The organism is Planococcus chinensis, from assembly GCF_020071995.1.
Lineage (GTDB): Bacteria > Bacillota > Bacilli > Bacillales_A > Planococcaceae > Planococcus > Planococcus chinensis_A.
Window position 1 is genome coordinate 330170 of record NZ_JABWTK010000001.1, and the last position, 25116, is coordinate 355285.

26 protein-coding genes are annotated in these 25116 nt (G+C 46.5%); 14 read left to right on the plus strand and 12 right to left on the minus strand.

Going from position 1 to position 25116, the window contains the following annotated elements; translation table 11 throughout:
- Positions 1-170: 170 nt before the first annotated feature.
- From HU147_RS01660 to HU147_RS01670, 3 genes are all read right to left on the minus strand, one after another.
- A complete protein-coding gene (locus HU147_RS01660; protein WP_224074583.1) occupies positions 171-521 on the minus strand; it encodes a DUF2178 domain-containing protein in 351 nt (116 codons plus the stop codon).
- Positions 511-750 carry a helix-turn-helix transcriptional regulator gene (locus HU147_RS01665; protein ID WP_224074584.1) on the minus strand — a complete coding sequence of 80 codons (240 nt, stop codon included), beginning with the start codon at positions 748-750 and terminating at the stop codon, positions 511-513. Before HU147_RS01665 ends, HU147_RS01660 begins: the two co-directional genes overlap by 11 nt.
- A 212-nt stretch (positions 751-962) precedes the next feature.
- Positions 963-1736, minus strand: a complete 774-nt coding sequence (locus tag HU147_RS01670) for an SDR family NAD(P)-dependent oxidoreductase (RefSeq protein WP_224074585.1) — start codon at positions 1734-1736, stop codon at positions 963-965.
- A gap of 398 nt (positions 1737-2134) precedes the next feature.
- Here HU147_RS01670 and HU147_RS01675 point away from each other — a divergent pair, with 398 nt between their 5' ends.
- The gene (locus HU147_RS01675; protein WP_224074586.1) at positions 2135-2992 is read left to right on the plus strand and encodes a neutral zinc metallopeptidase; all 858 of its coding nucleotides are present in this window, start codon (positions 2135-2137) and stop codon (positions 2990-2992) included.
- Between the two features lie 129 nt (positions 2993-3121).
- On the opposite strand, the gene HU147_RS01680 is transcribed toward HU147_RS01675, so the two are convergent.
- The 3 genes from HU147_RS01680 to HU147_RS01690 all read right to left on the minus strand — a co-directional run bounded on the left by HU147_RS01680 (position 3122) and on the right by HU147_RS01690 (position 6042).
- Positions 3122-3736 carry a hypothetical protein gene (locus HU147_RS01680; protein ID WP_224074587.1) on the minus strand — a complete coding sequence of 205 codons (615 nt, stop codon included), beginning with the start codon at positions 3734-3736 and terminating at the stop codon, positions 3122-3124.
- A gap of 192 nt (positions 3737-3928) precedes the next feature.
- Complete coding sequence (locus HU147_RS01685) at positions 3929-5026, minus strand: ABC transporter ATP-binding protein (protein WP_224074588.1); 1098 nt, start codon at positions 5024-5026, stop codon at positions 3929-3931.
- A 116-nt stretch (positions 5027-5142) separates the two neighbouring features.
- A complete protein-coding gene (locus HU147_RS01690) occupies positions 5143-6042 on the minus strand; it encodes a PucR family transcriptional regulator (protein ID WP_224074589.1) in 900 nt (299 codons plus the stop codon).
- A 233-nt stretch (positions 6043-6275) separates the two neighbouring features.
- Between HU147_RS01690 and HU147_RS01695 the strand changes: the two genes are divergently transcribed.
- From HU147_RS01695 to HU147_RS01725, 7 genes are all read left to right on the plus strand, one after another.
- Positions 6276-7322: an SIS domain-containing protein gene (locus HU147_RS01695; protein ID WP_224074590.1), complete on the plus strand. Its 1047-nt coding sequence runs from the start codon at positions 6276-6278 to the stop codon at positions 7320-7322.
- A 34-nt stretch (positions 7323-7356) separates the two neighbouring features.
- On the plus strand, positions 7357-8628 hold the full coding sequence (locus HU147_RS01700; RefSeq protein WP_224074591.1) for an ABC transporter substrate-binding protein: 1272 nt from the start codon (positions 7357-7359) through the stop codon (positions 8626-8628).
- A 78-nt stretch (positions 8629-8706) separates the two neighbouring features.
- On the plus strand, positions 8707-9588 hold the full coding sequence (locus tag HU147_RS01705) for a carbohydrate ABC transporter permease (RefSeq protein ID WP_036812063.1): 882 nt from the start codon (positions 8707-8709) through the stop codon (positions 9586-9588).
- Between the two features lie 52 nt (positions 9589-9640).
- Positions 9641-10516: a carbohydrate ABC transporter permease gene (locus HU147_RS01710; protein ID WP_224074863.1), complete on the plus strand. Its 876-nt coding sequence runs from the start codon at positions 9641-9643 to the stop codon at positions 10514-10516.
- Positions 10517-10531: 15 nt separating this feature from the next.
- Entirely contained in the window at positions 10532-11347 is an 816-nt protein-coding gene (locus HU147_RS01715) for a PfkB family carbohydrate kinase (protein WP_224074592.1), read from the plus strand.
- Positions 11348-11427: 80 nt separating this feature from the next.
- Positions 11428-12168, plus strand: a complete 741-nt coding sequence (locus HU147_RS01720; RefSeq protein ID WP_224074593.1) for a GntR family transcriptional regulator — start codon at positions 11428-11430, stop codon at positions 12166-12168.
- 60 nt (positions 12169-12228) lie between these two features.
- Positions 12229-12900, plus strand: a complete 672-nt coding sequence (locus HU147_RS01725) for an HAD family hydrolase (protein WP_224074594.1) — start codon at positions 12229-12231, stop codon at positions 12898-12900.
- 200 nt (positions 12901-13100) lie between these two features.
- On the opposite strand, the gene HU147_RS01730 is transcribed toward HU147_RS01725, so the two are convergent.
- Entirely contained in the window at positions 13101-13685 is a 585-nt protein-coding gene (locus HU147_RS01730) for a TetR/AcrR family transcriptional regulator (protein ID WP_224074595.1), read from the minus strand.
- 151 nt (positions 13686-13836) lie between these two features.
- Here HU147_RS01730 and HU147_RS01735 point away from each other — a divergent pair, with 151 nt between their 5' ends.
- Complete coding sequence (locus HU147_RS01735) at positions 13837-14571, plus strand: glucose 1-dehydrogenase (RefSeq protein WP_224074596.1); 735 nt, start codon at positions 13837-13839, stop codon at positions 14569-14571.
- A 240-nt stretch (positions 14572-14811) separates the two neighbouring features.
- On the plus strand, positions 14812-15063 hold the full coding sequence (locus HU147_RS01740) for a hypothetical protein (protein ID WP_036812068.1): 252 nt from the start codon (positions 14812-14814) through the stop codon (positions 15061-15063).
- A gap of 189 nt (positions 15064-15252) precedes the next feature.
- Here HU147_RS01740 and rpoN read toward each other — a convergent pair whose 3' ends face one another.
- The 4 genes from rpoN to HU147_RS01760 all read right to left on the minus strand — a co-directional run bounded on the left by rpoN (position 15253) and on the right by HU147_RS01760 (position 20101).
- On the minus strand, positions 15253-16548 hold the full coding sequence (rpoN, locus tag HU147_RS01745; RefSeq protein ID WP_224074597.1) for an RNA polymerase factor sigma-54: 1296 nt from the start codon (positions 16546-16548) through the stop codon (positions 15253-15255).
- A gap of 165 nt (positions 16549-16713) precedes the next feature.
- Positions 16714-18078, minus strand: a complete 1365-nt coding sequence (gene brnQ, locus HU147_RS01750) for a branched-chain amino acid transport system II carrier protein (protein WP_224074598.1) — start codon at positions 18076-18078, stop codon at positions 16714-16716.
- Between the two features lie 39 nt (positions 18079-18117).
- On the minus strand, positions 18118-19101 hold the full coding sequence (locus HU147_RS01755) for a proline dehydrogenase family protein (RefSeq protein WP_224074599.1): 984 nt from the start codon (positions 19099-19101) through the stop codon (positions 18118-18120).
- A gap of 16 nt (positions 19102-19117) precedes the next feature.
- Positions 19118-20101, minus strand: a complete 984-nt coding sequence (locus HU147_RS01760; RefSeq protein ID WP_224074600.1) for a proline racemase family protein — start codon at positions 20099-20101, stop codon at positions 19118-19120.
- A gap of 186 nt (positions 20102-20287) precedes the next feature.
- Between HU147_RS01760 and HU147_RS01765 the strand changes: the two genes are divergently transcribed.
- Positions 20288-21655, plus strand: coding sequence for a sigma-54 interaction domain-containing protein (locus HU147_RS01765; RefSeq protein WP_224074864.1), 1368 nt, complete (start codon positions 20288-20290; stop codon positions 21653-21655).
- Positions 21656-21948: 293 nt separating this feature from the next.
- Complete coding sequence (locus tag HU147_RS01770) at positions 21949-22707, plus strand: TerC family protein (RefSeq protein ID WP_224074601.1); 759 nt, start codon at positions 21949-21951, stop codon at positions 22705-22707.
- Positions 22708-22785: 78 nt separating this feature from the next.
- Here the strand turns inward: HU147_RS01770 and HU147_RS19375 are convergent, their stop codons facing one another.
- Complete coding sequence (locus tag HU147_RS19375) at positions 22786-22920, minus strand: hypothetical protein (RefSeq protein WP_263427557.1); 135 nt, start codon at positions 22918-22920, stop codon at positions 22786-22788.
- Positions 22921-23223: 303 nt separating this feature from the next.
- Here HU147_RS19375 and HU147_RS01775 point away from each other — a divergent pair, with 303 nt between their 5' ends.
- Positions 23224-23664: a methionine sulfoxide reductase gene (locus HU147_RS01775; protein ID WP_224074602.1), complete on the plus strand. Its 441-nt coding sequence runs from the start codon at positions 23224-23226 to the stop codon at positions 23662-23664.
- A gap of 211 nt (positions 23665-23875) precedes the next feature.
- Positions 23876-25063 carry an amidohydrolase gene (locus tag HU147_RS01780; RefSeq protein ID WP_224074865.1) on the plus strand — a complete coding sequence of 396 codons (1188 nt, stop codon included), beginning with the start codon at positions 23876-23878 and terminating at the stop codon, positions 25061-25063.
- The last annotated feature ends 53 nt before the right edge of the window (positions 25064-25116 follow it).

The window sequence follows — 25116 nt, forward strand, 5'->3', positions numbered from 1 at the left end:
AAGTTAACTGAAACAGGTTATCCACATGTGCATAAGGCAGATGGACAGGAACAACCAGGGCAAGGATGAAAACGGTGTAAAAGCCGTTTATGCCTGCAACTTTATTAATAAGGAAAAGGCACCGCTTGGAGCGGTGCCTTTTTCGTTTTTCGGATTTCCCTTCCAGTTGATCAGCTTAGAAAATCTTTTTGGTACCGGACAGCCAGGTAAATGCCGGCGGCGAGGATCGCAAACGAATATTTAAATAAGAAGAAAACTTGCCACATATAGTCTTTCGGGAAAACGATGTCGCAGAAAATGACGACGCATAAAAGGATAAAAGCACTGTTCAACGATATTTGCTTTGTCCGTTCATCCTCATCCCCAATCTTCTTATAAAAAGCGTAGGCCAGGATACAGGCGATAATCAGCAGGATAAAGCCGCTGCCGATAAGCATATTCCAATTTCCTGCGGATTGTTCGGCCCAGGATCTTAACGGTTCAAAAATGGCATTGGAAATTTCTGTTGAATTAGTTGTCAACTTGGTCACTTCCTTTCACATAAGTAAAAATGTCATTTACATCAACTTCGAAAAAATCGGCGATCCGAAATGCCAATAGGAGAGTCGGAACATAATTTCCTTTTTCCATGACGAAGATGGTTTGTTTGGAAACTCCGACTTTTTCTGCTAATTCCTGCTGAGACATTCTGGCAAGTACTCGATATTCATACACTTTATTTGAAATCGAATCCCCAAAATTCTTCTTCATAACCATCACCTCTTAATAAGAATATAAATTAATTTGTTATAAAAGTAAAGTAAACTTATATTTTTTTAAAGTAAAATATATTTTATGCCAGATTGGTTCAGGTGATTGTTGCTTGAAATAATAAAAATGCTTACGGGATATGCCCATAAGCATTTTTACGTTGTCGCATTTTAGTTGTGAACCTTCTAGTGCCATTCCCGTAAATCCAGGCATCAACTCTGAAACTTTCCGACCGAAAAACCGCCATCAACGGGGAGCGTAACGCCGTTGATCTGGCCGGCCAAGTCCGAACAAAGGAACACTGTGGCGTTCCCTAAATCGTTTGGCGTCACCAGCTTGCCGGAAGGGAGTGTGGCCTTGATGGCTTTTGCCTGTTCCGGTGCGGCAGCGAACCAGTTTTCGACGTCAGGCGTTGCGGTGAGGCCAGGGCAGATGGCGTTCACGCGGATGCCGTGCTTGCTGTATTCAAGCGCTGCCGTTTTCGTCATGCCGTTGATGCCGAATTTCGACGCGACGTAGTCGATCATGTTCTGCACACCTTCAAGCCCGGCACCGGAGGAGGTGTTGACGATGGCGCCGCCGCCCGTCTTCAGCATGGCCCGCACTTCATGCTTCATCGAATAATAAGTGCCGTACAGATTCGTTTTGATGACCCGGTCAAAGTCGGCGCTGTCGGATTCCGCAATAGGAGCGACTTTCGCCGTGATCCCAGCGTTGTTATGGGCGAAATCCAAACGGCCGAATTCAGCCACTGTTGCATCGACCAACGCTTTCACATCGTCTTCTTCCGATACGTCGCAGCGGAAGAAGGCTGCGGTGCCGCCCGCTTGTTGAATCAGGCGCACCGTTTCTATGCCGCTGTCCTCATTTTTGTCCGAGACCATCACTTTTGCGCCTGCCTGTGCAAATGCCAGCGCACTGCCGCGTCCGATGCCGGATCCCGCTCCTGTCACCAATCCCGCTTTGCCTTCCATCAATTTATCCACTCTAATCCCTCCTTCTGGTTTTAACGCTTATGTATGTTCATGATAGTTCGAGGTGAAATCAATGAAAAACACATTTTGAAAAATTCAACCGGATAATGTCGATCCATTTGAAGCTTCTTTTTCTGTTTTTCCTTTGCAGGGGCTGGAAAAGATCAACGATGGAAGTACATTTTTTAATGAAGCCTCTAGCGAGCTGAAGTAGTTTCTCAAATATAATGAATTTATCAAAATAATCAGATAATTATAGTATACTGGAAAGAAACTGGTTTTTACATAGAAGCAGCCTCTCTGGAACAACGGATGCAGTCTGAAATTTTTAAAATACGGACGGCATAAGACGGAGGTGAAAGTTTAAGTTGCAAAGGAGCAAGAAAAATTTAAGGAAGGGAGAAGTTAACGTGTCTAAACAGCATAGCAATTTCCTTGCAGTTGCATTGTTGGTTTTATTGCTGGGGGCATGCGGACCGGAACAGGAAACGTCGACTGCCGAAAATGCCGGACAGCAAACGGAGGGAGAAAGCGGGGAGCTTGAAATGATGGAACTGCCAAAAGCGCCGGCAGCGGGACCTGGAGAATCAGTGGACTATGGTTATACGGCGGATAAAAGCAGTGCAGCCATGACCAGCTTTCTTGATCTGGTTATCAATAATGTCCATAACTTGTGGGCGGAGTTGATGGTTCAGGGAGGCCACAATATGCCGGTTGTCGATTACAGCCTGCCGTATGCCGGTGAAACGGAAACAAGCAGTTGCGTCTCTACGGGGACTACCGGTCCGGAAGATGCCTTCTATTGTGCAGAGGACGATGCGATCGTTTTTGCGAATGAGCTGGCGATGGAAATCTGGGAAAGCTTAGTGGCATTGAATGAGGATCCGGAAGCCGGCGCTGCCGCTGGAAATTTTGCAGTAGCGGCTGCCATGGCTCATGTGTACGCCCATTCGCTGCAGGGCGAATGGGGGTGGCTGTCCTCTCAAGCGGATCAGGAAAGGCTGGTGCCCGTTAAAAGGACGGAACTGAATGCGGATTGTCTGACCGGCGTATGGGCTTACTCGGCTTATGACCCTGAATTGTTGGAGCCGGTTGTCGTTGAACAAGCAATGGAGACTTTATCCGGTGCCGGTCAATTTGAAGGGATCGGTGACGAGGACCATGGCACGCCAGCCGAGCGAACGGCCGCGTTCATGGCCGGTTTTGAAAGCGGAATGCCCAGCAGCTGTGATCCGTATGTTCTTAGCGATGATGCAGCGGAACAGTGAAGAGAACGTTTGGCTGCTGTTTTGAAGAAGCGGGAGCACATACAGGATTTATTGATAAATCTCAGCGCCAGTCACTTATACGAAAAGGAGCTCACAAGTATGTGAGCTCCTTACTGATTTGTCCTGCTTTTATTTTGCCGGCAAATCCTTCCGGTTGACCCACATCACGAGCACCGGCCCGAGAATCGGAATCCACGCCAAGCCTTTAGCTTTCGCGTTAGGGAAGTAGCGGTATGTAGCGTAGACGGACAAGCCCCACAGCACAAACCAGTCGACGGTCATGACAGACACGAGGCCGGAAGCGAAGTAGGCGTCCCGGTAAGCTGCGAGCGAGAACCCTTGCAGCAGGGTCAACAGATTGCCGATCCACATCACCATCAGGACGATGAGCCAGAAGCGCGAAGACAGGAAACGCACAAGCCAGCCCGGTATGCGGATGCGGGCCCGGTTTTTCGCCGGCCGGTCGCCGAATGCGAAATAAGGCAGCAGCGAGAATGCACCGGTCCCGAGCGACAGAAGAGCGAATGGCCATGCCGGCCACTTCTGCCGGTCGTGCAAGAGAAGAATAGTTAGAAAGACGAGCGGAAACAGGCCGAGCGAATTGAAGACTGCGAATACGAGCGGATCGATGCCGCCCCAATCGCCGCTCAGGATTTTTGAAAATACGGGATCCGGACTTTCGCCGGGCGGGGCCAAGAACATGGCATAGCCGATCAGGAGAAGCCAGATAATGAGGAAAATCATGTCATCACTCCTTTTTTTCATCATACAGGAAGTGGGGGAGCGAAGGAATTTATTCACTTTTAATACATTGGAGTGTGGATAAAGAAGATTTCTTTAGAAGACTTGTCCACATGTGGACAAAAAGAGAAGGAATTGCAAAAAGCCGCATCCATAAATACGGCTAGTGGAAAAATGTATATACCCGGCCCCTTTTTACTTGATCCGCAGTTCCGTTTCCTTATCAAAGAAATGCACTTTCTCCATATCGAATGCCATATCAAGGGTTTGTCCAGCTTCGACGTTAAAGCGTGCATCGACACGGGCAACAATATCTTGTCCGTTCAATTTCGAGTACAGGATAATTTCCGCGCCCATCAACTCCGCGACATCGACACCTGCCTGAATTTTTGTCTGCGGGGAATGCTGGATAAAGAGCGGTTCATCGTGGATGTCTTCTGGACGGATGCCGAGTACAACTTCTTTGCTGTCATATCCTTGTTCACGCAGAACCGCGAGTTTGCTTTCCGGCACTTTCACTTGGACATCGCCCATCACGAACTTTTCGCCAACGAGGCGCCCATTTAGAAAATTCATGGACGGCGAGCCGAGGAAACCGCCGACAAACATATTGTTTGGCTCGTCATACACTTCTTTTGGTGTGCCGACCTGCTGAATCAGCCCGTCTTTCATGACGACAAGGCGTGTTGCCATGGTCATGGCTTCCGTCTGATCATGCGTCACGTAAATCGTTGTCGTCTGTAGCCGGCGATGCAGTTTCTGGATTTCCGCACGCATCTGGACGCGGAGTTTGGCGTCCAGGTTCGACAGCGGCTCATCCATCAGGAATACTTCGGCGTCTCGGACGATGGCACGTCCTAATGCCACACGTTGGCGCTGGCCGCCGGACAGTGCCTTCGGTTTGCGGTAGAGGTAATCGTCAAGCCCGAGAATCTTGGCGGCGTTGTCGACACGTTCTTTGATTTCGTCTTTTTTGAATTTGCGCAGCTTCAAGCCGAATGCCATATTGTCGTAGACGTTCATATGCGGATACAAGGCATAGTTCTGGAATACCATCGCAATGTCGCGGTCTTTCGGCGACACGTCGTTCACCCGTTTTTCGCCGATATACAAATCGCCTTCGGAAATGTCTTCAAGTCCTGCAATCATCCGCAGCGTCGTTGATTTCCCGCAGCCTGACGGCCCGACGAGCACGAGAAATTCCTTATCCCGGATCTCCAGGTTGAAGTCTTGTACGGACACCACACCTTTATCGTATACCTTCTTAATATTCGTCAAATTCAATCCTGCCATTCCAATCCCCTCCAGATTCTTTCAGTGATTTGATGATAAAACACACAATACTACAGCACCGTCCATTTGGTTATGGCAAACATGCACAAAGATCCGGTACCTTTTTTGTGCATTTTTTATGCCTCAGGTTCTTTTGACAGTATGCTGGCACAATAAGCGACAAGTGCACCGTTGAAATCTTTAAGCGAAATGCCGGTGATTTCTTGGAATTTGTTCAAGCGATACTGCAATGTATTGCGGTGGATGTAGAGCTTTTTCGATGCGACGGAAGCATTAAATCCGTTTTCGAAAAAGGTGCGCACCGTCTCCAGAATTTCCTGGTCGTAACTAAGCGGTGTGAGCACTTCTTTAACTAGGATTTCTTTCATATCACTGGGCATTTGCTCAATTAAATGCAGCGGAAAAAGATTCTCCATTGTATAGATGTGCTCCGCACTTCCGTTCGCCAGCGATTTTCGGAACCATTCTTTTTCTGTTGCGAAGTGGGCAGGAAAGCGGGAGTCGGCAGGCTGGAATTTGCCGATATACATTTTCGCCTTGATATAGAAATCACTTTCCAAAGCGCTCATATAAGAAGAAAAACTTTCCGGCTCGTGAGCTGCACACGTTTTTACTTCAATCAATAAAGCTTCATGTGGAGATGCGAACACCAGCTGCACGGCTTTTCCAAAAAATGCGCAGCTTGCTTCTTGAAGTTCCGTTTGTTCTATCAATTGCTCGCCGAAGTACAATTGGATGATCCGGATGTCTGTTTTGAAAGGCACTGGCGGTTCTCCGTCGCTCTCCAAGTAAGACAGCCATCTTCTTGAGACGGAAGGAGCGTCCGCTTCCGGTCTTATTTCCGTGAACAGCATAGTTAATAGAGCGTAGTCACGTGTGCTGACATCTTTTTTATGGATTTTGAACCAACGGCCTTTTTCGGCTTGCTGGAAAACGTAAAATCCTTGCACCGGTTTTGCTGGATATTCCGTGAACATTTCACAAGAAGGAAATAGAGAGAACAATTCTTTTTCCATATTGAACACCTCTCTTTATTGGAGTTATAGGCATTTCTTTTCTTATACATCTATATTTAAGAAACTGTACTGCGGTAAAAAGCCGGTAAATCTACAGGAAGCGCTCTGTCACATTTGCTCGAAAAAATAAAATAAATTAAATTATCAAATTATATTGACTATTTAAAATACTATAGCATATAATACTCAATAATATAACGTCATATGACGTTATAAATTTTGGAGGTGTTGAAATGAAACAGGATCAAGGCACATTAATCGAAGAAGTAGTAGGCGGAATTATTAAAGAATCAAAAGAAGTAGCAATGAAACCGGAACATGCGGCGCAGATTACAGGTGTCGTTGAAGCAGTTAAGGCTCGCGATATCAAAAATGTCTACTTCGTAGCATGCGGCGGTTCAATGGCTTCACTGTCTTTCGGGGAATATTTCATTAGCAAAGAAACAGAAGTTCCAAGCTTCGTTTACACAGCAAATGAATTTATCCATCGCAATCCAAAAGGTGTCGGCGAAAACACGCTGGTGATCCTGCGTTCGCACTCAGGCACGACTCCTGAAACGGTGGAAGCGGCAAGTTTCGCCCGTGAAAAAGGTGCGTTGACGGTGTCCATTTCCATGGAAGCGGAGTCTCCATTATGCCAGGCTGCGGAACACATCGTGCACTACAACTATAAAGACGGTTCAGATGCCATTGACGGCGAAGTCGGCATTTTCTATACCTTAATCTTCGAAGTGCTGAACGTATTGGCACCGAATGAGAAATACAAACGCGTGGTTGATCAATTGCCGAAAGTTGGCGAACTGATCGAGAAAAACGTCGAGCAGTTTGCAGATGCGGCGAACGAATTCGGCAAAAAGAACAAACGTGAAAAAATCATCTACACAATGGCAAGCGGCGCATACATCCACCATGCATACTCGTTCACGAGCTGCCTGTTGATGGAAATGCTGTGGATCCACTCTAATGCCATCCATTCAGGCGAGTTCTTCCACGGGCCATTTGAAATCACAGATTACGATGTGCCGTTCCTGGTTGTAAAAGGCGACGGAGCGAGCCGCCCGCTTGATGAACGCGCATTGGATTTCGTACAGAAATTCAGTGACAAAGTGGAAGTGGTCGACATTGAAACCTTGAATTACGGCGGCATCGATGAAGACTTGAAAGAATATTTCGGTCCGGCACTGACAGGTTCGGTTCTTCGCCTGTATGCGGATGCCTTGGCTGAACACACGGGCCATCCGTTATCCGTCAGAAGATATATGTGGAAAATGGATTACTAAAAACAAGCGGGGTTCATAAGAAAGGGGATACGAAATGAAGAAAACACTGTTCTTTTCGATTTTGTTGCTTCTGCTTTCGACGATGTTGGGTGCATGCAGTTCAGGTGAGAAACAAAACGCCAGTGCAGATGGGAAAACCGAAATCGACTTTTTCCACAGGTGGCCGAACGAACCGAGAAAATCCTTCTATGATGAAAAGATTAAGGAATACATGGAGCAGAATCCCGATGTCCACATTAATGTAGACTATGTGCTGAACGATGCTTACAAAGAAAAGATTCGCGTCTTGGTTTCCAGCGACAAATTGCCGGATATCTTCACGGCCTGGTCGGATTCATTCGCTCAGAACCTGGTTTCTTCCGAGCGCATCATGCCATTGAATGATGTCATCAAAGAAGATGAAGAATGGTCATCGAAAATCATCGATTCCCAGTTTGGCGGTTTTACCTTTGATGACACGACTTACGGCGTTCCGTTCACGGTGGACGGCAAAGCGTTCTTCTATAATAAGGCGATTTTTGAAGAGCACAATATTGCAGTGCCGAAAACTTACGATGAGCTGATTGCAGCACTGGATCAGTTGCAGGATGCGGGCTATAAAGAGCCGCTGGTGGAAGGCTTGACGAACACTTGGGCGATCTCGCATTACCTCGGTACGATTTTCGAACGTGTCGTGGACCCGGCTGTATTGGAAAAAGACTATAATGCCGAAACGGCCGAATTCACGGATGAAGGCTATGTGCAGGGACTTGAAATCTTTGAGGAACTGACGGGCTATATGGGCGAAGTCTCCACGGCAATCGACCACGAGGCGGCGCGCAATATGTTTGCTGCCGGTGAAGTGCCGGTCTTGTACATGCAATTCGCGGAAATCAAAATGGTCGAGGAAGCGGGAGATGTGGAATTCGGATTCTTCGATTTCCCGGAAGTTGAAGGGGCAAAAGGCGATCCGACAGCACTTACCGGCGCACCGGAAGGCTGGATGGTCAGCAAAAACGCACCGGAAGAAACGATCGACTTCCTGAAATTCCTGACTTCGGAAGAAACGGCTGCCGACTTCACGAAAACAGACGGCCAGCTGAACGCCATTGAAGGGGCGGTCACAGAAGAAAACGTTAATCCGGCAAGCCTTGAGGCATACGAATTGATCACCAATGCCACTTCGACAGCACCATGGTTCGACAATGCAGTCAATATCAACGTAGCGGATGTCTTTATGCGTGGCGGACAAAGCTTGGCTACAGGACAGACAACCCCTGAGGATATCTTGAAAGAAGCGCAGCAAGAAGCACAAAATCAGAAATAGCAACAGTGCAGAACTGGATAAGTCCTAATGTTCACTTGAATATTAGGACTTATTAAAATGAAAGAAGGTGCAGGTATGATTGCTAGAAGAAACCGGATTGTCCCAATCTTATTCATATTGCCCAGCCTCTTGTTTTTAGGCATCTTCATCTATATGCCACTCATTCAAAACTTCTATAACAGTTTCTTTGACTTTAGTGTATTTTCTCCGACCAAAGAGTTTGTTGGTTTCTCTGCTTTTGAACAGTTGTTTGGGGATAAGATCGTCATGACGGCATTGATCAACAACATCAAGTACGCTATCATCTCAGTGGTTTTCCAAGTGGCCTTCGCGCTGGTTCTCGCGACGATCCTTGAAGACAAGCTGTTCCGCCGGATTGCACCGATGCTGCGGGTTGTCTATTTCATACCGGTAATGATTTCAATTTCGGTCATCGCGCTGCTTTTCAATTTCATCTACAATCCTCAAATGGGGCTTTTGAACAGCTTTTTGGAGCTGATTGGCTTAGGAAATTTGGCTGTGCCTTGGCTCGGGAATGCGACGACCTCGATTTATGCGGTCATTGCGATGTCGCAATGGCAGAGCATCGGCTTTATCACGATGCTGTTTATCGTAGCGATCCAAAAAATTCCGAAAGAATTGTACGAGGCGGCTGACATAGATGGTGCCGGAAAGATCCGTCAGTTTTTCAGCATCACGGTTCCGCAGGTAAAAGAAACGCTTTTCGTCAATATGCTGATTACCATTACAGGCTCGATGCTTGTTTTCAACGAACCATATATCTTGACCAACGGCGGTCCGGGCACAAGCTCGATGACCATGTCGGTTTATATGTATCAGCAAGGGTTCTTTAAAGACAATATGGGTTATGCATCGGCTGTTGCTACGCTGATCTTTGTTGTTACTGCGATTTTTGCCCTGATTCAAATCAAGGTTTCCGGAACCGGAAAGGATGAGTAGGATGACAAAAACAAATGAAAATATCAAAGTCGATATGCTTGCGCCCGAAAAAATGGTTAACAAGGAGCGGCCTACAAAAAAAGCCAAAACCGCCTTGAAAACCAGCCTTCAGGGCAAAGTGACGAAAAACATGGTTCTTCTCGGCCTATTGCTGTTTGCTTTTGTCATCCTTTATCCACTTTTCTGGATGGTTGTTTCTTCGTTAAAAAGTTATGATGAGATTTATAACAATGTATGGGGTCTGCCTTCCGTCTGGCATTTCGAGAACTATGCAACGGCCTGGTCGATGGGGATCTCTGGATACTTTTTTAACAGTCTCTTCGTAACATTGGCGACGATTGTGCTGGTCGTCATGATCGGCTCGATGGCAGCGTTTACACTGTCACGTTACAAATCACGCTGGATTGACGTGGCGCTGATTTTTACTATCGGTGGCATCATGATGAATCCTCAGGTCGCATTGATTCCGTTGTTTGAACTATTGACGTGGCTAAATTTGATTAATACACATTGGGCGCTGATTCTGACATATGTGGCATATCGGCTGCCGCTGACAATCATCCTGATTCGGGCATTCTTTCTGAGCATCCCGAAAGAACTGGAAGAGTCGGCGATCATCGATGGCTGCAGTGAGTTTGGCATCTATGCCCGTATTTATCTACCGTTGTCGATTCCGATCATCGTGACGACGATTGTTTTGACGGCATACTTTGCCTGGAATGAATTCATGTTTGCTACAGTCTTTATTGATTCGGATGTATTGAAGACAATTCCGTCAGGCCTGATGAACTTCAGGGATGCGCTCAGAACTGATTGGGGAGTATTGCTTGCGGGAATGGTAATTGCGACCATTCCAATGGTGATTCTGCTGGTGTTCTTGCAGCGGTATTTAGTGAGAGGATTGTCGGAAGGATCTGTGAAAGGATAAGAGGAGGAATTTGGGATGAAATTGATTGCTGTGGGAGATAATGTGGTGGATTGTTATTTGGACCAGAAAAAATACTATCCGGGAGGCAACTGCGTCAACGTTGCCGTCAATGCCCGGAAAAATGGGGCGGAGGAATCTGCGTATATCGGAATATTTGCAACCGATGATAAAGCGGCGCACATTAAATACGCGCTGAAGGAAGAAGGGATCAATTTCGAACTGGCCCGGACAGCGGAAGGGATCAGCGGCCAACCGGGGGTTGCACTGACAGAAGATGGCGATCGGGTGTTTGTAAGTGGGGCGAAAAATACGGTTCAGCGCCGGTTGAAACTACAGCTGATTGACGAGGATCTTGACTATATCAAAGGCTTCGATGTGTGCCATGTGAGCTGCTATTCTTCAATGGAAAGTGAATTAGCTAAGCTTGCGGGAGTAATTGACATTTCTTATGACTTCTCAAATCATTTGGAAATGGACTATATTGAAAAAATCGCTCCTTATATACAATATGCTTTTTTTTCGGCAGCAGATTTGCCGGAAGAAGAATTGAACTGGTTCATTGAAAGACTGAAGGGCTTGAATTTTAAAGCGGCCGCATTAACAAGAGGGAGCGAACCGGCTTTGTTTATCGATCAAAATAAAATTTTCGAGCAGAAACTGACAAAAATTCCAGTTCTGGATACGATGGGCGCCGGTGACAGTTTAATCGGCGGGTTTTTAGTGAATTATATAAACGGAGCAAGTATGGAAGAGGCGATAAAAAAAGCGACGAAATCCGCGGAGACGACATGCGGAGTTTATGGCGGGTTTGGCTATCCAAAAGAATTCTAAAAATTTGTTTTAGAACTGCTCCTCATGTACAGTAAAAACAATGGAAAAATCAAAATTTAAGTATAGGGGGAGTCTGAGCGATGAATCGAGACAGCATAAATTTGGATAGCCCAATATTGTTATACGAGCAGATAAAGGCTGGCATCAAGGAATTGATCAAAACCAATAACTTGAAAGCCGGAGACAAGATCCCCAACGAATCGGAACTGTGTGAACGCTTCGATGTCAGCCGCATTACCATCCGCAGAGCGATTAAAGAACTCGGGGAAGAAGGCATTATTGAGGTAATTCGCGGCAAAGGGACATTCGTTCGTGCGTCCAAAAAAGACCTTCATTTGCTGAATTTGAAAGGATTTACAGAAGGCTTGTCAACAGAAGAAAACAATATCGAAAAAGAAATTTTGCACAAGCAGATCATTAGCAGCGACGCCGATCTCTCGAAAGTCTTTTCGCATGAGCAAACCAAATTTGTAGAGCTGGTGCGCCTTGTGAAAGATGCAGAAGGCCCTTTCAGTGTTGATTATGCTTATTTGCCGCTGGACGTATATCCGGGCATTTATGAACTGTTGGACGACAGTGTATCTACGTTCAAGCTGATTCGCGAGAAATTCAAAGTGCCTTTTACAAAAGTGAAAAAAGAGATTGAATATGTCCATCCGACAACTGAACTTTGTGGGCATCTGGGAATCAATAAAACCTCAACAGTTATTCTGGTCAAGAAAATTATCTTCGGCCCGAATGAAATGCCTGTCCATTATTCTAAGTACTATATGGTCGGTGACCGGGTGAAATTCTATATTGAAGCGGATTACACAGAATAGCAGAGTGCCTCTATCCGGTGCTTTTTTAATCAATTATTGAAGTTGAAAGGAAGTTGCACCATGATCAAAGGAATTATTTTCGATTTTGACGGACTCATACTCGATACCGAGACCCATCATTACCGAGTGCTGCAGGACATATTTGCGGAATACGGCAGCGAACTGCCGATTGAGCGCTGGCAGCAAGAGATCGGGACGCAGACCGGCTTTTCGCCTTTCCACTACCTCGAAGAGATGATTGAAGAAGAAATCGAGCACAAACATCTGCAGCAGCAACTGAAGGAAAAGTTCCACGTGAAACTTGCCGAGGAAAAAGCAAGGGACGGCGTGGAGGACTATTTGAAGGCGGCAAAAGAGCTTGGTCTTAAGGTCGCGCTGGCATCCAGCTCTGATTACGCATGGGTGTCTAAGCATCTGAAGAACCTGGGCTTGTTCTACTACTTCGACTGCATTCGGACTTCCGACGATGTGGAAATTGTGAAGCCGGATCCCGCGTTGTACGTAAAAGCGGCGGAGTGCCTGAGGCTCGAACCGGAGGAATGTGTAGCATTTGAAGATTCGGCAAACGGTTCGCTTGCGGCGAAACGCGCCGGCATGGGCTGCGTCATTGTGCCGAATGAAGTGACCCACACGATGGATTTCTGCGAAGTCGAACACCGGCTCGAATCTATGGCGGATATGCCGCTTAGTGAATTGATTGACCGGTTGAACGAATTGAAGGTGTCAAAATAGAAAACCCGGAGCACTCAGCTCCGGGTTTTTGTTTAATAAGCTGTGTATAGAAAAGAGGAAATGCGTTTATTTTTTATCCACATGTGGATAAGTCGTAAAGAATGACGAAACGGCAAAGTTATCCCCGTTTTAGTGAAAAATCATCCACATATCCAGTACCCGCCGGGGGAAGCGGCGGGTTTTTTCCTGTCTATGAACATTTACTCCTCAATAACCACAGCACCGCCATACATTTTCCCGTGCAGAGCGGCCATTTTCCGGGCCATCGTCAACGGTTCTTCTTTAAAGCCCTCGTTGATCCAGTGAAGAAAAAAACCGAGGCTGCCGTAAGTCATGAAATAATTTAGCGCTGGGACTTCCACGTCGCTCGCTTCTTCCAGCCGCAGCGATTGTTCCGATACTTGGAAAAGGCTATCGCAGAACTGGTTCTGGGACCCCGGGAGCACTTCGCCTTTGATGACCAGTGAGGAGATCCGCTGGTTCTGGTAGAGGAATTCGAAAATGGGGAGGTGGCGCTCTGCATCCGATGAGGAAAAACGCTCCAGGTGCTGGAAGCTTTTGCGGAAATAAGTCTGAAGGTCTTCCAGGTAGTCATCCACAATGGCCGCAAGCAGTTCCTGCAAGTCTTTGTAATGCGAATAGAACGTCACCCGGTTGCATCCCGCTTGTTGAGTGACTTCGGTGATCGACAGCCGGTTCAGTTCTTTTTCCTTCAATAAAGTAAGCAGCGCCGTTTTCAGCTTTTTTTGGGTGCGCATCGTACGCCGGTCTTCGCTGTTTGTCATGTGGGAACCTCCTGTATCGTCCGGAAAAGAACGCATTCGTGAATTTATTATGACATCAAACCATTTAGATGGACAATCAATAAATTTATCTGTAAATTTACATATGTAGTTTATTTTAGTTTAACACATTCAATTTTTAGGAGGAAAACACATGGCTCGTTTAGAAGGAAAAGTTGCCATCATTACAGGAGCGGCACAGGGAATGGGTGCGGCCCATGCACAGAAATTCATCAAAGAAGGCGCGAAAGTCGTTTTGACGGACTTGAACGAAGAAAAAGGAAAGGCACTTGCTGCGGAACTGGGCAGCAATGCATTGTTCATCAAGCAGAATGTCACAAGCGAAGCGGATTGGGCAAGCGTTGTCGCAGCAGCGGAAGGAGCATTTGGACCGGTTAACGTGTTGGTCAACAACGCCGGCATTACGATGGCGAAATCGATTTTACAGACGACGGAAGAAGAATACCGCCGCATCGTCGACATCAACCAGGTTTCCGTCTTTCTTGGCATGAAAGCGATTATCCCATCCATGCAAAAAGCAGGGGGCGGTTCGATCGTCAACATTTCATCGATGAACGGTTTGGTGGCGGGTGCCATCGGCTACACCGATACAAAATTCGCGGTGCGCGGCATGACAAAAGCGGCAGCCATCGAATGTGCGCATTACGGCATCCGTGTCAATTCGGTTCACCCGGGCGTCATCGCGACACCGATGATCATGCAGGAAGACACAAAAGCGGCTGTCGAAGCATTTGCCCAGCACATCCCGTTGAAACGTGTGGCCCAGTCGGAGGAAGTTTCGAACATGGTGCTGTTCCTGGCATCGGACGACTCCAGCTATTCCACAGGCTCGGAATTTGTGGTGGACGGTGGCATGACGGCGCAGTAAATAAACAAAAGGCTCCAGATCCAAGATGGATCCGGAGCCTTTTTCCTGTATGCAATGCCTTGTTGCTGGGATCTTCTTCAATCCCTATATTTTTAAAAGTAGTTTATAAGGGACATCTTGCCTTTGCAGACATATTCCTGCAGGAAGAGGGAATAGGAAGAATGAATATCGGGTGAAAAGCAGATGTTTTCTCTTCGCCAGGAAAGCGGTGGATTAAGGGATAGAAAGGAGCTGATAGCAGTGGGTAAAATCACTAAGCTAGTTGGAGCAGCGGGAGCTGTAGCAGGAACGGCATATCTTTCAAAGAGTGAAAACCGGAAAAAGGTAAAAGCGCAGCTGAACAAAGCCGCAGAAAAACTAAACACCAAATATGTCCGGAATTTAGGGAAGCCTTCGGGTATTGACGATGCCGAAATGGTGGATGAAGGCGCTATGACCAGTGTCCGGTATTACAATAAGCTGCAACAAAAGTCTTTGGATTCAAAACTCTAATATAAAAAATAATAGTAGAATCGGGGCCTTTTCAGTTAAGTGGGGAAAAGGCTTTTTGCCAGCTGCTTTATTGAAGCACTCCACCTATTCCACAGGTTCGGAATTTATGGTAGACGGCGGTATAACGGCGAAGAGACTGAAAAAATGAAACCCGAAGATGATAAAATCAATCTGCGGGTTTTTCTGTATTTATATCTCTTTACGTCTGCTGGCTGCAGGAATTTTCAGTTCCTCCCGATACTTGCTGATGGTGCGCCTTGAAATGGGGATGCCTTTGCATAAAGCCAAATAATCGGCAATTTTTTGGTCGGAGTACGGTTTGTCTTTGTCTTCGTGCGAAATAAAGACCTGTATTAGTGACTTAACCGAAGTCTGGGACACTTCTTCACCTTCAGCGTTTGTCAGTTTGGAAGGAAATAGCTGCTTTAGCTCAAAAGAGCCGAAAGCAGTTTGAACCACTTTGTTTGATACAGCTCGGCTTACCGTGGATTCGTGCATGTCGATTTCTTCTGCAACGTCTTTAAGTGTAAGCGGATTCAAATGGCTGGAACCGTTTTTAAAGAACTTCTCCTGCCTATTTATAAGGACAGATACTATTTTAATGAGTGTATTACGCCGTTGTTCAATACTGTTAAGCAGCCATTGGACTTTTTGGAACTGAGTCTGGAGGTAGGAGGATGCGTTATCTTTTGGGCGATGAACCGGCGAATAGAAACTGTTCATCTGGATATCCGGGAGATGGCTGTCATTCAGTTTGAAAGTGAGTTGGCCATTCATAGTTGCCACAATAATATCCGGTATCACGTATTCCAGAGTGAATGCGCCAAGGAAAGTACAAGGCTTTGGATGAAGTGTCCGAATCAACTGATGAATTTTCTTAATTTCCTCTAAGGAAATCTTCATCTTTAAAGATATCTCTTTCCATTTTCGTTCGGCTAGCAAATCCAAGTATTGCTCCACCAGCTTTTTTGCAGCAGTTTCTTCAGGGTGCAAGTTTTGGAGCTGCAGCAGCAGGCATTCTTTTAAATCTCTGGCACCTATCCCTGTCGGCCCTGCTTTTTGGAGGAGAAGGATGCCTGCTTCAATCTGGTCTTTGCTGAACGGGACAGGCTGTCCGGACAAATCCAGATAGCCGTTGTCATCCAGATTATAGATTAGAAACTTCAATAGCTTTTGCGTGGATTTATCAGAGTAAATAAGTTTAGCGCTGCTGTACAAAGAGTCTCTTGTGATTTCCTCGTTGCCGACAAGTGCTTCAAGCGGCCATTCTGCGCTTTGCCGAGCAGGATAGGAGCGAAGGGATTCTGTTGTACTAAGGTCTCGATTCTCCTTTTCCTTCAATTCAATGAGCGGGTTTTCTATTTCCTGTTCCCGGATATAATGTTCAAGCTCGGCAGTTGAATACTGCAGCAGTTCAATCGCCTGCCTTAGCTCAGGAGTCATAGCGATATTCAGTTTTTGTTGCTGCTGAAGTGTAGTTTTCATACTGGGCTCCTTTCGAACAATCACATTCAGAATATGAAGAGATAATTAGCGATATTGTAACATGTTTCTTAATAAATTTTCGTAATAGATTAACAATAGTCAAAGGAAGCAATAAACATATAAAAAGAGCCAGCCGTTCTCAAGAGCGGCTGGCTTCATTCTCTATTAATTTAAATTAACTTGCTCACTTGGAGTATTCGCAATCAGTTCAGTATCTTCCTGCCGGCTCTTTGCAACAAAGAACCCGATAAAAAACCCGATAATGCCAGTGGCAATCCACCCTGCCCCATTTTCGAAGAGGGGGATAAAGCCGAATGCCCGGTTGATGGCATCGGGCGCAATTCCAGCTTCCTTCAAAGCATCCAATACAGCAACGATGCCGACGCCAATCATCGTGCCGATATAGACAGAACGATGTCCTTTAAATAGATTGTTGGCGAAGATCAGGACAATCAAGGCAATGGCCAGCGGGTAAAGCAGCAACAGAACCGGTGAAGCCATTGTCAAAATTGTGGTTAAGCCGAAGTTGGTGATGATGAGCCCCATCAGTGCAAACACAATCAGCCACTTTTTATACGAGATGGATGGCATTAGACGTTCGAAATATTCGGCCACTGCTGACAAACACGCGACATTAGTCGTGATGCCAGTCAGGAAAATGACTGTCCCGATAAGGAAGATGCCGATCTGGCCGAACAGTACAACTGCACTTTGCGCCAGAACTTCGCCGCCGTTTTCTTTGTAGCCGATTTGGTCGAGGCTGGTAGCGCCTAGCCACGCCATTGACACTTGCAGCAGCACCAGGCCGGCGACAGTAATAAGGCCTGCTTGGATGAAGACTTTCGAAATTGTTTTCGGTGACTGAATGCCGATGGCTCCGATTGATTTGATGAAAATTCCGCCGAAAACAAAAGCGGCGAGTACGTCCATTGTATAATAGCCCTGTGTAAAGCCTTCGAGGAATGCACTGCTGGCGGAGATGTATTCGCCCATTGGCTTGCCGAAGCCGCCCATTGGCGTAATCAGTGATTTAGCAATCAGGATAACCAGCAATATGCCAAAAATCGGTGTGATGATTTTCCCGAGCCGGTCGACGAATTTTGTTGTGTTCCATGACAAGATCACCGTTAAAAGAATAAACAGCACTGAAAAAACAAACAGGAACAGTGTATTGCTTGCGTTTTCAGCCATCAGCGGAAAAACAGCGATTTCATAAACGACAGAAGTTGTCCGTGGAATTACATAAATCGGTCCAAGTGTTAAAAACAGCAGGATTGAAAAGACGATGGCAAAAACCGGGTGCACGCGTGATGCCAGTTTCTCTACGGTCCCGCCGCCGCGTGTCAAAGCGATAATGGCAAGCAGCACCAGGCCGACGCCTGTCACTAAAAAACCTGCCATGGCAATCCATGTATTGGTGCCTGCCTGCTGGCCGACCATTGGCGCAAAAATGACATTTCCTGCACCTAGGAACATGGCGAAAAGCATAAATCCGATAGCGAAAATTTGGCTGAATTTAATTGATTCCATCTTAACCTTCCCCCTTGAATGTGTAATATGGAGCGTATATTAGCCTTTTGCTGATCCTTTGCTTAAACGGCCAAGCAAGAACATGCCCATTCCCATGCCGATCATTGCATTTGTTTTTTTGTTGAAGGTTTGACGGACGACCAGATTTAAATTCTGTGGGCGTTCGGCCAAGCGGCGCATAAAATAGCCATACCAGTCGTTGCCGAACGGAACGTACGTACAGAAATTATAACCTTTTTTGGCCAGCTCCAATTGAAGATCTTTGCGGAACCCATACAGCATCTGGAATTCAAACTGGCTGTTCGGGATATTATGTTCTTTTACAAACTGCAGTACATGATTGATGATATGGTGGTCATGTGTTGCAATTGATGTGAACTTTCCGTGAAGCAGGTGGTATTCGATTAATTGGATGTAATTGGTGTCAATTTCCGCTTTTTCCTGATATGCGAGTTCGGCTGGTTCTTTATAGGCGCCTTTGACGATGCGGAGACGATAATTCTTGTATTTTTCAAGGTCTTCTTCCGCGCGGAAGAAATAGGCTTGGATGACGGTGCCGATATTGTCGTAATCCTGATGCAATTCTTCGAGAATATCGAATGAAGGCTGCAGATGTGAATGGTCTTCCATATCGAAATTGACAAAAATAGTGTAATCATGTGCCTTGGCGACAATATCTCGCAAATTTTCCAAGCAGAACTTGTAATCGATATCGAGGCCAAGTTGGGTCGGCTTTAAAGAAATATGGGCATCCAGCTGGTGCTGGTGAATAGCGTCAATCACTTCTAGAATCTGTTGTTTCGCCTGGAGAGCTTCTTCTTTTTCGAAAACAAACTCTCCAAGATTGTCTATCGTAGCAGAAATGCCTTCCGCATTTAATTTGCGGATGCTTTCCACCATTTCTTCAATCGTAGTGCCGGCAACGACAGATTGCGCTCCAAGTTTTAAGCCCCAGCGCTTTGCCGCTCCATTTAGTGCTTTATTCTGTGACAACATCATAAAAAAATCTTTTGTTGCGTTCATTTTTATTCGCCTCCGTCTATTTTAATAGAAAACCTTCTGTAAATGGGTCGGTTACGTCCAATGAAAATTGGTGCATTCCTGTAACCCAAGCAGAACCGGTGATTTTCGGGATGATTGCTTTGTAGTCGCCAACTTGGGCATCTGCTATTATGGCTCCTTTAAATTTCGAACCAATGATGCTTTCCTGAATGATTTCTTCGTTTTTTGCAAGGGGCAATGTAGCGAGTTTCGCGCAAGTGCCTGTGCCGCAGGGGGAACGGTCCAACTGGCCGTCACCAAAGACTACGGTGTTTTTATAATGGTGATCGCCGCGTTTCAAACTGAATTCGACCAGGTCGACAGTGGAGATGTCCGGAATTTCGGGATGAGCGATGGTTAATTGTTCATTTGCTGCTTTGCGGATTGCAATGCCAAGGCGCGTAATTTGATCCTGCTCATCGATTGACAGTTCCAGTCCGAACTGTGCGGCATCCACTATGGAAAAGAAACTGCCGCCGAATGCAATGTCCATTTGAACTGGGCCAACCTCAGCCACATCAACAGATACGTTCTTTAGGAACAAGAAAGACGGGACATTGACGAACGATACTTCTTTCACACGCTCGTTTTCGTAACTGACAAAGCAAGTGACGATGCCTGAAGCCGTGTCGAGAAGCAAGCGGTCTTTCTTTTCGATGAGGCCATGGTCGATTGCAACCGTTACAGAAGCAATCGTCCCGTGCCCGCACATATTCAAGTAACCGCCAGAATCCATGAATAGAACCCCAAGGTCACATTCCGGATTGCAAGGCTTTGTCAAAATGGCGCCGAACATATTGAGGTGCCCCCGCGGTTCATGCATCAATAGTTTTCGAATGGAATCAAGGTGGGTTTGCATGTACTGCTTTTTTTGCATCATAGTGTCACCCTGGATTTCAGGGATCCCATCAATAACGATGCGGGCAGCTTCTCCCATCGTATGGGCATCTATTGTTTGGATTAGTTGCTCAGAAACAATCATTTGGGTGCCTCCTTCGAATAATGAATTCGCTTACATAACTAGTAATATGCAAGAAGCGTGCCAACTTTCAAAAACCCATTGGAATAAACATTAAAAGAATTTTCTGTCTCTCAAATATGTACAGAGTGTTTACAAGTGTGTAAAGTGTTAATTAACAGAAGGTCTACAAGAGAGCAGGTGGCAATCATGAAAAGCGAGGCAGAAAAGAATGGCCAATATTATTTAGAGGCTTTGCTTGAAACAACATCGGAAGCAATTTCCATCGTGAATGAAGAGGGAGAAGTACAATATTGGAACGATAAAGCGGAAAGCCTGTATGGTATTTCAAAAGAAAAAATTGTTGGGGAAAAGATAAACAAATTCTTTGAGAAAGAGGACTTGAAATTACTTGAGATTTTAAAAACCCGTGAGCCGGTGTTCAATGTATATCATCAGCCGCGTCCAGACAAACATGTCCGAATCAGCTCATCGCCGATATTCAATGCGTCAGGCGCACTGGTAGGAGCGGTAGCCATTGACCAAGACATTTCTAATATTGTGCAGCTCAATGAAAAACTGTCACTGACGACAACGGAACTTCAAAAAGTTAAGCAGCAATATAATCTAAAAGCACAGAATGGACCGCTATCAAACATCAAAGGACAAAGTCCGGCTTTGCAGACCATTAAGAATCTGACGCTAAAAGTGGCGAAGACCAATGCTACAGTTTTAATTCAAGGAGAAAGCGGGGTCGGAAAAGAGCTGTTTGCCCAAGGCATCCATGAAGCCAGTGCCCGGAGCAATGAAGCATTCATTCCAATCAATTGCGGAGCGATCCCGGAAGCGCTGTTCGAGAGCGAATTTTTCGGTTATGAGAAAGGTTCGTTTACCGGAGCAGATAAGAACGGCAAGGCAGGGAAAGTGGAGAAGGCAAACGGCGGGACGCTATTTCTGGATGAGGTGGGCATGTTGCCGCTGGATATGCAGGTTAAACTGCTGCGTGTCCTTCAGGAACGTGAAGTATCCCGAATCGGCAGCCATTCGCCGATTAAAGTGGATATCCGGATTGTTGCTGCAACTAACAGCGATTTAGAAAAAATGGTCAGAAAGGGACAGTTCCGGGAAGATTTATATTATCGTTTGAACGTCGTTACGCTGAAAATTCCGCCGCTGCGCGAAAGAGTAGAAGACATTCCGGTGCTGATGGAAAACTTTCTCCATGAATTTACCTTTAATCACCATAAAGAGCCACCTGTCATTTCAGAAAAGGCCATTGAGCTTTGTGTGAACTATGATTGGCCGGGGAATATCCGTGAGTTGCGGAATGTGGTAGAACGAATGGTCATCCTTATTGATGGCTCGTCCATCAAGCCGGAAAATCTCCGATATATCATGCCTCGAATTTCAGAAGAGACAAAGCAAGGTGGATTGGCACAAGAGAAAAATCAATTGGAAAAAGAGCGCATTGCACAAGCATTGCTTGAAACTTATGGAAACAAAAGTGCAGCTGCAAAGCTGCTTGGAATTTCCCGCGTCAGCTTATACAAGAAAATCAGCCAGTACGGAATTAACTGAATCTAAGAAGGAAACCCTGATTTTAAAGAAGACAGCACAGAACGAAGATGCGCCATAATTTCGACAAATTCAAGAGTTCACAGACTACTTGTCTAGGTTATAATATTAATAACAACTCAATAGACTTTTGACTTTATGTCGAAGGGGAGTAGCTGTAGGGAAACCTATTTCACAGTCGTCATTACATGGTTCGTAGCCATCGGATGTGATAGCAGATAATTTTGCTTAGCGAGACCTTTGCCTTTTATTAGGCAGGGGTCTTTTTTGTTGGCAAAATTAAAGGAGGATAAGAGATGGAAGCAATTTTATTGGAGTATTTATGGGTCTTGCTGGTCCTGGTCGCATTGGAAGGCTTGCTCGCTGCCGATAATGCGGTAGTTATGGCAGTTATGGTGAAGCACTTGCCGAAAGAGCAGCAAAAAAGGGCGTTGTTTTACGGGTTGATGGGGGCATTTGTGTTCCGGTTTGCAGCGCTGTTCATGATTACCTTGTTGGTGGATGTATGGCAGATCCAGGCGCTCGGAGCCGCGTATCTATTGTTTATCGCATTCAAGCACATTTACGATCAGCGGAAAGGGAAAGAGCATTCCCTCGAGCCGGAATCGACAAAAGGGTCCGGCTTCTGGATGACGGTATTGAAAGTTGAATTGGCGGATATCGCCTTTGCGATCGATTCGATGCTGGCAGCCGTCGCGCTGGCGATTACGTTGCCGCATCTGGGCGATTTTGAAATCGGTGGGATCAACGGCGGCCAGTTTGCTGTCATGCTTGCCGGCGGATTGGTCGGCATCATCATCATGCGTTTTGCTGCCCACAAATTCGTCAAGCTCCTGGCAAACTACCCGCAACTGGAAACCACCGCTTTTGTCATTGTCGGTTGGGTGGGCGTCAAGCTGACCGTCCTCACCTTAGGTCACGAAAAGCTCGGGATTCTGCCGTATGACTTTGCCCATTCGACAGAATGGAAGCTCATTTTCTGGGGCGTCCTGCTTGGAATCGTCGCAGTCGGCGCGTTGATCAGTGTGAAGAAAAAGAAAGAAAAGGCAGCGTAACGGCGCAGTCCATGAAAAACGAAAGCCCGCGGATCCATTTCGGATCCGCGGGCTTTTGCGTGAAGCAGGCCGCATCGTTTACTGCCTGCTGTTTTTCATCAGTTTGACGAGTTCATCCAGCCGCACGGCAATGTAAATCAAAACCATTGCTCCGACTCCGGCCCAAATGGAATCGTGGAATAAACCCAATAGGACTCCTATTGCAGTATACATTAACAAATTTCTGTTTATCAAAAAGGCACCTCTTTCATGATTCTTGTTTTCAGATTTGCTTAAAATTAAAACTTATTGGATATTCATACAAATAATTACAATTCTATCATAGCATAGATAGCCTCTCTGAAAGGTGGACTACAGTAATTCTTGCTCCTTGCGGATGATGATTGTGATTCGCCGGCTTAACGAAGGAAGTTCAGCAATTTCGGCGTTATTGGAAAAGGAGTTTATTGTCTTCTTTTATACGCATTTCTTCTATATACAGTTAAAGAAGATTGTCTGTATAAGGAGAGGATCGCCATGGCCAAAGAGGTTTACCTGAGAAAGATTATTCACGATACCTACGGGGAATTGTATCAGTTTTTCGAACTGGATCCGGCAAGCGGCGAACAACGGGCGGTGTCTCCGTTTGAAGCAGGGATGTTCAGGGAATTTGAGCAGGAACCGGAACTGCTGTACATCCAGTCAAAGCGCGGGGCGGACGCCGCCGGTTACTGCAAAGGGCAGTGCTTCGTCGTTAAACAGGGATCGAAATTCGCTGCCACGACTTCTCCGAAATGCCCGAAGAAATACGTCCGGTCCCGGGAGAAACTGGTGCTTGAGAAGCGGCTCATTCCGTTTCAAAATCAGCTGCTGGTGATGGAAGACATCGAATTCGATTCGCCGCAGGCGGCCATGGGGGCCGCAATCGGCGGCTGGGTGAGAAGTGCGCATGACTGGAAAGAAAAGCCGGGCACTTAACTGCTGAACGGATCGGATCCGTTCTGGGGATGGCCGTGAAAAGTTTATAAAAAATGAATGAAAAGAGGGCTTCTTAGAATTTATTCGGGAGAGCCCTCTTTTTCTGTGCAATTTTACATCGGCCATTGTAAGGTTAATGGTAGAAGGACTATAAAATACATATGGACAAAAGGAGAGGAAGCAAGTGACACAGGAAATGAAAGCAAACTCTGTGAAACAGCGGCTGCTCGACATGCTCGAAAGCCGAAAAGATGAAATGATCGAGATTCGCCGCCATCTGCATCAGCATCCGGAGTTGTCGTTCCAGGAAGAGAAAACCGCCGCGTTCATCGCGGATTTCTACAAAGGAAAAGACGTCGACGTACAGACGCATGTTGGAAACGGCTACGGCGTCATTGTCACCATCCAAGGCGGCAAGCCCGGCAAAACAATCGGGCTGCGGGCGGACTTCGATGCGCTGCCGATCTTTGAGGAAGCAGACGTGCCGTTCAAGTCGCAGAACGAAGGCGTCATGCATGCATGCGGCCACGACGGCCATACCGCGTACCTGCTGGTTCTCGCCGACTGCCTGATCGGGATAAAAGAGGAATTGTCCGGAACCGTTAAAATCATCCACCAGCACGCGGAAGAAACTCCGCCGGGCGGAGCGAAAAGCATTGTCGAATCCGGCATACTGGATGACCTCGACTATGTCTTCGGCACGCATCTGTTTCCAAGCCACCCAGCCGGCACGGTCGGCTACCGCAGCGGCTATGCCATGGCGGGGCGTACGTATTTCAAATTGCGCATCCAAGGCAAAGGCGGCCACGGTTCGACGCCGCACCAGGCGAACGACCCGATCGTCGCAGGCGCTCATTTTATCACAGCGATCCAGACCGTTGTCAGCCGCCGCTTGAACCCGTTCGAAATGGGCGTTGTCACCATCGGTTCGTTCGACGCGAAAGGGTCCTTTAATATCATCAAGGACAGCATCGAAATTGAAGGCGACGTGCGCTACATGAACGACAAGACGCAGGAAATTATTGCCCGGGAAATAGAGCGCATCACGAGAGGGATTGAGCTGGAGTTCGGCGTTGAATGCAGCCTGACCTATACACCGGACTATCCGCCGCTATGCAACGATGCGGAAGTTACAGCGAACGTCGTGTCGATCCTGAAGAACGCCAACGATCCGGCCATAAAAGAAGTGGTGGAGTTCCCGGTATTCTCAGGATCTGAGGATTTTGCGTATTACCTGGAAAAAACGCCGGGGCTGTTCTTCAATATCGGCTGCATGCCGAAAGGGAGAGAAGAAATCTACCAGAACCACCACCCGAAATTCGACATCGATGAAGACGCGCTGCTGGTATCGGCAAAAGCTGTTGCCCATGTCGTCTGCAGCTACAGCGGAATTGAATAACAGAACAAAAAACAGCCGTCCTTCAAAAAGGCGGCTGTTTTCTATTGGTCTTA

Bases quoted from the DNA above. Each gene is read 5' to 3' on its own strand.
- HU147_RS19375 (WP_263427557.1), bottom strand. From the start codon at position 22,920: ATGTATACTGCAATAGGAGTCCTATTGGGTTTATTCCACGATTCCATT.
- HU147_RS01720 (WP_224074593.1), top strand. From the start codon at position 11,428: ATGAATCGAGACAGCATAAATTTGGATAGCCCAATATTGTTATACGAG.
- HU147_RS01685 (WP_224074588.1), bottom strand. From the start codon at position 5,026: ATGGCAGGATTGAATTTGACGAATATTAAGAAGGTATACGATAAAGGT.
- HU147_RS01680 (WP_224074587.1), bottom strand. From the start codon at position 3,736: ATGATTTTCCTCATTATCTGGCTTCTCCTGATCGGCTATGCCATGTTC.
- HU147_RS01730 (WP_224074595.1), bottom strand. From the start codon at position 13,685: ATGACAAACAGCGAAGACCGGCGTACGATGCGCACCCAAAAAAAGCTG.
- HU147_RS01770 (WP_224074601.1), top strand. From the start codon at position 21,949: ATGGAAGCAATTTTATTGGAGTATTTATGGGTCTTGCTGGTCCTGGTC.
- HU147_RS01765 (WP_224074864.1), top strand. From the start codon at position 20,288: ATGAAAAGCGAGGCAGAAAAGAATGGCCAATATTATTTAGAGGCTTTG.
- HU147_RS01725 (WP_224074594.1), top strand. From the start codon at position 12,229: ATGATCAAAGGAATTATTTTCGATTTTGACGGACTCATACTCGATACC.
- HU147_RS01755 (WP_224074599.1), bottom strand. From the start codon at position 19,101: ATGAACGCAACAAAAGATTTTTTTATGATGTTGTCACAGAATAAAGCA.
- HU147_RS01665 (WP_224074584.1), bottom strand. From the start codon at position 750: ATGAAGAAGAATTTTGGGGATTCGATTTCAAATAAAGTGTATGAATAT.
- HU147_RS01690 (WP_224074589.1), bottom strand. From the start codon at position 6,042: ATGGAAAAAGAATTGTTCTCTCTATTTCCTTCTTGTGAAATGTTCACG.
- HU147_RS01710 (WP_224074863.1), top strand. From the start codon at position 9,641: ATGGTTAACAAGGAGCGGCCTACAAAAAAAGCCAAAACCGCCTTGAAA.
- brnQ (WP_224074598.1), bottom strand. From the start codon at position 18,078: ATGGAATCAATTAAATTCAGCCAAATTTTCGCTATCGGATTTATGCTT.
- HU147_RS01695 (WP_224074590.1), top strand. From the start codon at position 6,276: ATGAAACAGGATCAAGGCACATTAATCGAAGAAGTAGTAGGCGGAATT.
- HU147_RS01735 (WP_224074596.1), top strand. From the start codon at position 13,837: ATGGCTCGTTTAGAAGGAAAAGTTGCCATCATTACAGGAGCGGCACAG.
- rpoN (WP_224074597.1), bottom strand. From the start codon at position 16,548: ATGAAAACTACACTTCAGCAGCAACAAAAACTGAATATCGCTATGACT.
- HU147_RS01715 (WP_224074592.1), top strand. From the start codon at position 10,532: ATGAAATTGATTGCTGTGGGAGATAATGTGGTGGATTGTTATTTGGAC.
- HU147_RS01775 (WP_224074602.1), top strand. From the start codon at position 23,224: ATGGCCAAAGAGGTTTACCTGAGAAAGATTATTCACGATACCTACGGG.
- HU147_RS01760 (WP_224074600.1), bottom strand. From the start codon at position 20,101: ATGATTGTTTCTGAGCAACTAATCCAAACAATAGATGCCCATACGATG.
- HU147_RS01700 (WP_224074591.1), top strand. From the start codon at position 7,357: ATGAAGAAAACACTGTTCTTTTCGATTTTGTTGCTTCTGCTTTCGACG.